Consider the following 5803-nt stretch of genomic DNA (forward strand, 5'->3'; position numbering starts at 1 on the left):
CCGACGTCGATCAGGGAGCCCTCACGGGAGATGCCCTTGCCATACATGATGTCGAATTCGGCCTGCTTGAACGGCGCGGCGACCTTGTTCTTCACGACCTTGACGCGGGTGCGGTTGCCGACCACGTCCGTGCCGTCCTTGAGGCTCTCGATGCGGCGCACGTCGAGGCGCACCGACGAGTAGAACTTCAGCGCCCGGCCACCGGTCGTGGTCTCGGGCGAGCCGAACATGACGCCGATCTTCTCGCGGAGCTGGTTGATGAAGATCGCGGTCGTTCCGGAATTGTTCAGGATGCCGGTGATCTTACGCAGCGCCTGGCTCATCAGGCGGGCCTGCAGACCGACGTGGCTGTCACCCATCTCGCCCTCGATCTCGGCGCGCGGCACGAGCGCAGCCACCGAGTCGATGACGATGATGTCGAGCGCGCCGGAGCGGATCAGCATGTCCGCGATCTCGAGCGCCTGCTCGCCGGTGTCCGGCTGGGACACCAGCAGCGCGTCGGTGTCGACGCCGAGGGCCTGGGCATAGTCGGGGTCGAGCGCGTGCTCCGCGTCGATGAAGGCCGCGATGCCGCCGCCGCGCTGGGCGTTGGCAACCGCGTGCAGGGCCACTGTCGTCTTACCACTGGACTCCGGTCCGAAGACCTCGACGACCCTGCCGCGCGGCAGACCGCCGACACCGAGCGCGATGTCGAGGGCGATGGAGCCGGTGGGGATGACGGCCATCTGCGAAACAGGCCGCTCCCCGAGGCGCATCACCGAACCCTTGCCGAACTGCTTGTCGATCTGCGCGAGAGCAAGGTCTAGCGCCTTGTCCCGATCAGGTCCTGCCACCATGTCCGCCACCCCTGTATTCGACTTCCCGGGCGTCTTCGCCGAAGAGCTTCTGTTCACCACGCGGGTCACGCTAGACCTAGGGTCTGACAAAAACCGGCGCCCGGCCGCGACCTGTGGATGACTACGCCGCTGAGGACAGTAGCCGAACATGTGTACGACGATCGAGCAACACGCCAGAACAAGCGTACGAAAAAAGCGGTCAGCGCAGGCGAACAGGCACCCGATCGGGGTACGAAGAGACCACGGCGCGCCATATAGTAACCGTCTCGACACCCTGAGCTATAGATTCGTTAATGGTGCGCCCGTCGAGTGCCGCGAAACTCTGATCCGCGGCGAGACTCCGCGCATAGGCAGAGCCGAAGGCCTGTTCGAGACGCCCCCAGAAGTCCGTCAACCGCACGGGAAAAGCCTACTCGCGGGGCCCGAGCCACCCCGCTTGGCGCCACGCTGAGATACACATCACTATGTGCTAGTGACAGTGCATGTCCTTGACCGGCCGAGCTGGGCGGCACTCACCGGCCCGCACGCGCGGTTCGCCCGGATCGTCGGTTACGCCGCACGCTACGACCCGGAAGTGGCACCGTTCTTCGCCCTTGAGAACGCCGCCGACCCTCGCTGCTGGGACGACCTGGCCACACTGGCAGGCCCCGGCACCGAGCTGTCGATCTCGGCGACCCCACCGGCCGGGGTGGACTGGGAGATCCACGGCACCCGCGGCACCCTGCAACTGGTCGGCGCCACCGTACCGGCCGTACCGGATCCGGAAGCAACCATGCTGACGGCGGAGGACGTCCCCGAAATGATCGATCTGGTCCGCCGGACCGAGCCCGGCCCGTTCGGGCCGCGAACCATCGAGCTTGGCACCTACCTGGGCATCCGGCGCGACGGCAGGCTGGTGGCGATGGCCGGCGAGCGGATCCGGCCGCCGGGCTGGAGCGAGATCAGCGCGGTCTGCACCGATCCCGCCTATCGCCGTCGCGGCCTGGCGGCGCGGCTCGTGCTCGCCGTCGCAGCCGAGATCTACGACCGTGGCGAGCGCCCTTTCCTGCACACCGTGGCGGCCAACGCTCCCGCGAACCGCCTGTTCACGTCGCTCGGCTTCGTGCGCCGCAAGGAGCAGCGAACCGTGTCGTTGCGCGTGCCGGTCAGCCCAGCACCGTCGCCGCGATCTTGAGGTCGTCGACCAGGCCACGGTAGGCGGCGTCCCGGTCGTCGGCCCGCAGCACCGCGGACGGGTGGATGGTGGCCAGCGCGCGTGACTCGACGCCCGGGAAGTCCTGCGGTCGCTGCGCCGAGGCCGGCCACGGCAACAGCTCGCCACGCGACCTCGTCACCCGGAACGACGGTCCGAACAGGGCTTTGGCGGCGGTGGCACCGAGCGCCACCACCAGATCCGGCTTGAGCAGCGAGAACTCGGCGACCAGCCAGGGGCGGCAGGCCGCGATGTGCGCAGGGCCCGGGGTCTGGTGAATACGGCGCTGGCCGCGCATCTCGAAGCGGAAGTGCTTCACGGTGTTGGTCAAGTAGATGATCGACGGGTCTATGCCGGCGTCGCCGACCGCATCGCGCAGGAGCCGTCCCGCGGGACCCACGAAGGGCAGGCCCCGCTGATCCTCGATGTCGCCGGGCTGCTCCCCCACCAGCACCAGCCGGGCGTGTTCGGCGCCCCGGCCGAATACCACCTGAGTGGCGTTCTCGTGGAGCTCGCAGCCTCGGCAGCCGGGCGCCGCCGCCTTGAGCTCGTCGAGGCTGTGCGCGTCGGCTGGAATGAACTCCTGGGCACCGGGCGGGGCTTGCGTCATAGCCATGCAGACGTTTTACCCCCTCGCCTCTGGTCCACGCGCGGGGGCTCACCCGCTCGAGCATGATCCGACACGCCGACACGACATGTTGGGTTGTACATCGCACACCACACCTAGATATGGTGTTGCCCGCAGCTGGTTCGGCCGTCCCTCCAGGACGGTGCGAGGCAAGAGGGAACCCGGTGAGAGACCGGGACTGCCCCCGCAGCGGTGAGCGGGAACGACCGCCGTCATCAAGCACTGGGCCCGGGCCCGGGAAGCGACGGCCACTAGGCGACCGGCAACGGTCAGGCCCGCGAGTCCGAAGACCTGCCAGCGCGCCGCACGCTTTCGCGTGCGGCGGTCCGAGGCCGCGTGGGACAGCCGACGCCACTTCAGGTGTACGCGCACAGCCGCGTTCGCCGGCGTCCTCCTGCGCGCCCGAAGACCGTTCCGCCAACGGGCTCGCGAGGAGAGAGAGTTCATGACGGTCACGCAGGACGAGACTGCGTACGATCCCGCCGTGCCGGAGCAACGCCGGCACGCGATGCAGGTGCGCAAGCGCAACGGCGCGACCGAGTCGGTCGACGTCAACAAGATCGTCAAGGCGGTCGAGCGCTGGGTCGCCGACCTTGACGAGGTCGACCCGCTGCGGGTCGCCACGAAGACCATCAGCGGTCTCTACGACGGTGCGACCACCGCGGAGCTGGACAAGCTGTCGATCCAGACGGCCGCGGAGCTGATCGGCGAGGAACCTCAGTATTCGCGGCTGGCGGCCCGGCTGCTGGCGGCCTTCGTCGACAAGGAGGTTCGCGGGCAGGGCATCGCGAGCTTCAGCCAGTCGATCGCCCGCGGCCACGCGGAGGGGCTGATCGGTGACGAGACCGCCGCCTTCGTGGCCAAGAACGCGCGCAAGCTCGACGACGCCGTGGATCCGTCCGGCGATCTGCGCTTCGAATACTTCGGGTTGCGGACGGTAGCGGACCGTTACCTGCTGCGTCATCCGCGATCCCGCCTGGTCGTGGAGACGCCGCAGTACTGGCTGTTGCGGGTCGCCTGCGGCCTGTCCACCAACGCAGGTGAGGCGATCGCGTTCTACCGGCTGATGTCGTCGCTGGCCTACCTGCCCAGCTCGCCGACGCTCTTCAACTCCGGCACGCGCCACACCCAGATGTCGTCGTGCTTCCTGGTGGATTCGCCGAAGGACGAGCTCGACTCGATCTACGAGCGATATCAGCAGGTGGCGCGGTTGTCGAAGTTCGCCGGCGGGATCGGCATCTCGTGGTCGCGGGTGCGGGGCCGCGGCGCGCTGATCCGCGGCACCAACGGGCAGTCCAACGGCATCGTGCCGTTCCTGCGCACGCTCGACGCCAGCGTGGCCGCCGTCAACCAGGGCGGCCGGCGCAAGGGCGCGGCCTGCGTCTACCTCGAGCCGTGGCACCCGGACATCGAGGAATTCCTGGAGCTGCGGGACAACACCGGTGAGGATGCCCGCCGTACGCACAACCTGAACCTGGCCAACTGGATCCCGGACGAGTTCATGCGCCGGGTCGAGGCCGACGAGGACTGGTCGCTCGTGGACCCGTCGGAGGCGCCGGAGCTGCCGGATCTCTATGGCGAGGAGTTCGACGCCGCATACCGGGTCGCGGAGAAGAAGGCGGTCAAGACCGTCAAGGCCCGCGATCTGTACGGGCGGATGATGCGCACGCTGGCGCAGACCGGCAACGGCTGGATGACGTTCAAGGACCCGTCGAACCGGCTGAGCAACCAGACCGGCGCGCCGGGCAACACGGTCCACCTGTCGAACCTCTGCACGGAGATCCTCGAGGTCACTTCGGACGACGAGACGGCCGTCTGCAACCTCGGCTCCATCAACCTCGCCGGGCATCTGCGGGGCGAGGAGGTGGACTGGGAGAAGCTGCGCGCGACCGTGCGGACCGCGGTCGCTTTCCTGGACCGGGTCATCGACATCAACTACTACCCGAGCGAGCAGGCCGCGGCGAGCAATCCGCGGTGGCGGCCGGTCGGGCTCGGGCTGATGGGCCTGCAGGACGCGTTCTTCGCGTTGCGGCTGCCCTTCGACTCGCCTGCCGCGCAGGAACTCAGCACGCTGGTCGCCGAGGAGATCTACCTGACCGCGCTGGAGAGCTCGGCCACCCTCGCTGAGCAGTCCGGCCCGCACCCCGCATACCCGGAGACGAGAGCGGCCAGGGGCGACCTGCAACCGGATCTCTGGGGTGTGACGCCGACGCAGACCGCCCGGTGGGCGGCGGTGCGGCAGCGGATCGCGGCCACCGGGCTGCGGAACTCGCTGCTGATCGCGATCGCGCCGACGGCGACCATCGCCTCCATCGCAGGTTGCTACGAGTGCATCGAGCCGCAGGTCAGCAACCTGTTCAAGCGCGAGACGCTGAGCGGTGAATTCCTGCAGATCAACACCTATCTGGTCCGGGAACTGAAGACTCGTGGCCTGTGGACGGCCGCCATCCGTGAGCAGATCAAGCGGGCCGATGGCTCGGTGCAGGGCATCGCGGCCCTGCCCGCCGGCGTCCGGGAGCTCTTCCGCACGGCGTGGGAGCTGCCGCAGAAGGCGCTCATCGACGTGGCCGCGACTCGGGCTCCCTACGTGGACCAGTCGCAGTCGCTGAACCTCTTCATGAGCGCCCCGACCATCGGCAAGGTCTCGTCGATGTATCTCTACGCGTGGAAGGCCGGCCTGAAAACCACGTACTACCTGCGCTCGCGGCCAGCGACGCGGATCCAGCTCGCAACTGTGCCGGTAAGTCCTGCCGTGGCTGTCTCGACCATCCAAGACCAAGCGGTCAGCGATGACGAGGCGCTGGCCTGCTCCCTGGAGAACCCCGAGTCTTGCGAGGCGTGTCAGTAGATGCTGCTGGATCCCGGAATGGACCTGACCCTGCGGCCGATGAAGTATCCGCACTTCTTCGACCGCTTCAAGGACGCGATCAAGAACACCTGGACCGTCGAGGAGGTCGACCTGCACTCCGACCTCGCCGACCTGGCCAAGCTGTCGCCCGCCGAGCAGCACCTGGTCAGCCGGCTGGTCGCCTTCTTCGCCACCGGCGACACCATCGTCGCGAACAACCTGGTGCTGAACCTCTATCAGCACGTCAATTCGCCCGAGGGGCGGCTCTATCTCTCGCGGCAGCTCTTCGAGGAGGCCGT

Annotated in this window: 6 protein-coding genes and 1 riboswitch; of the genes, 3 read left to right on the forward strand and 3 right to left on the reverse strand. The window is 68.0% G+C overall.

Going from position 1 to position 5803, the window contains the following annotated elements:
- Together recA and DMB66_RS54740 are read right to left on the reverse strand one after the other, a co-directional pair.
- A partial coding sequence (recA, locus tag DMB66_RS54735) for a recombinase RecA (RefSeq protein ID WP_125811962.1) occupies window positions 1-836 on the reverse strand: 836 nt, incomplete at its 3' end.
- Window positions 837-1035: 199 nt separating this feature from the next.
- On the reverse strand, window positions 1036-1236 hold the full coding sequence (locus DMB66_RS54740; protein WP_125811958.1) for a DUF3046 domain-containing protein: 201 nt from the start codon (window positions 1234-1236) through the stop codon (window positions 1036-1038).
- A 72-nt stretch (window positions 1237-1308) separates the two neighbouring features.
- On the opposite strand from DMB66_RS54740, the gene DMB66_RS54745 reads away from it, so the two are divergent.
- Window positions 1309-2010 carry a GNAT family N-acetyltransferase gene (locus tag DMB66_RS54745; RefSeq protein ID WP_233625523.1) on the forward strand — a complete coding sequence of 234 codons (702 nt, stop codon included), beginning with the start codon at window positions 1309-1311 and terminating at the stop codon, window positions 2008-2010.
- Here the strand turns inward: DMB66_RS54745 and DMB66_RS54750 are convergent.
- Window positions 1982-2644 carry a UdgX family uracil-DNA binding protein gene (locus DMB66_RS54750; RefSeq protein ID WP_125811960.1) on the reverse strand — a complete coding sequence of 221 codons (663 nt, stop codon included), beginning with the start codon at window positions 2642-2644 and terminating at the stop codon, window positions 1982-1984. The two genes, DMB66_RS54745 and DMB66_RS54750, sit on opposite strands and share 29 nt — an antisense overlap.
- Window positions 2645-2757: 113 nt before the next feature.
- A riboswitch (cobalamin riboswitch) is annotated at window positions 2758-2970 on the forward strand.
- Between the two features lie 131 nt (window positions 2971-3101).
- Here DMB66_RS54750 and DMB66_RS54755 point away from each other — a divergent pair.
- Both DMB66_RS54755 and DMB66_RS54760 read left to right on the forward strand, forming a co-directional pair.
- Window positions 3102-5504, forward strand: coding sequence for a ribonucleoside-diphosphate reductase subunit alpha (locus tag DMB66_RS54755; RefSeq protein WP_125811961.1), 2403 nt, complete (start codon window positions 3102-3104; stop codon window positions 5502-5504).
- On the forward strand, window positions 5505-5803 hold a 299-nt coding region (locus DMB66_RS54760), incomplete at its 3' end, for a ribonucleotide-diphosphate reductase subunit beta (protein ID WP_199753197.1).

It is taken from the genome of Actinoplanes sp. ATCC 53533, from assembly GCF_003947245.1.

Coding starts and splice junctions, on each gene's coding strand:
- DMB66_RS54750 (WP_125811960.1), bottom strand. CDS start 2,644: ATGGCTATGACGCAAGCCCCGCCCGGTGCCCAGGAGTTCATTCCAGCC.
- DMB66_RS54755 (WP_125811961.1), top strand. CDS start 3,102: ATGACGGTCACGCAGGACGAGACTGCGTACGATCCCGCCGTGCCGGAG.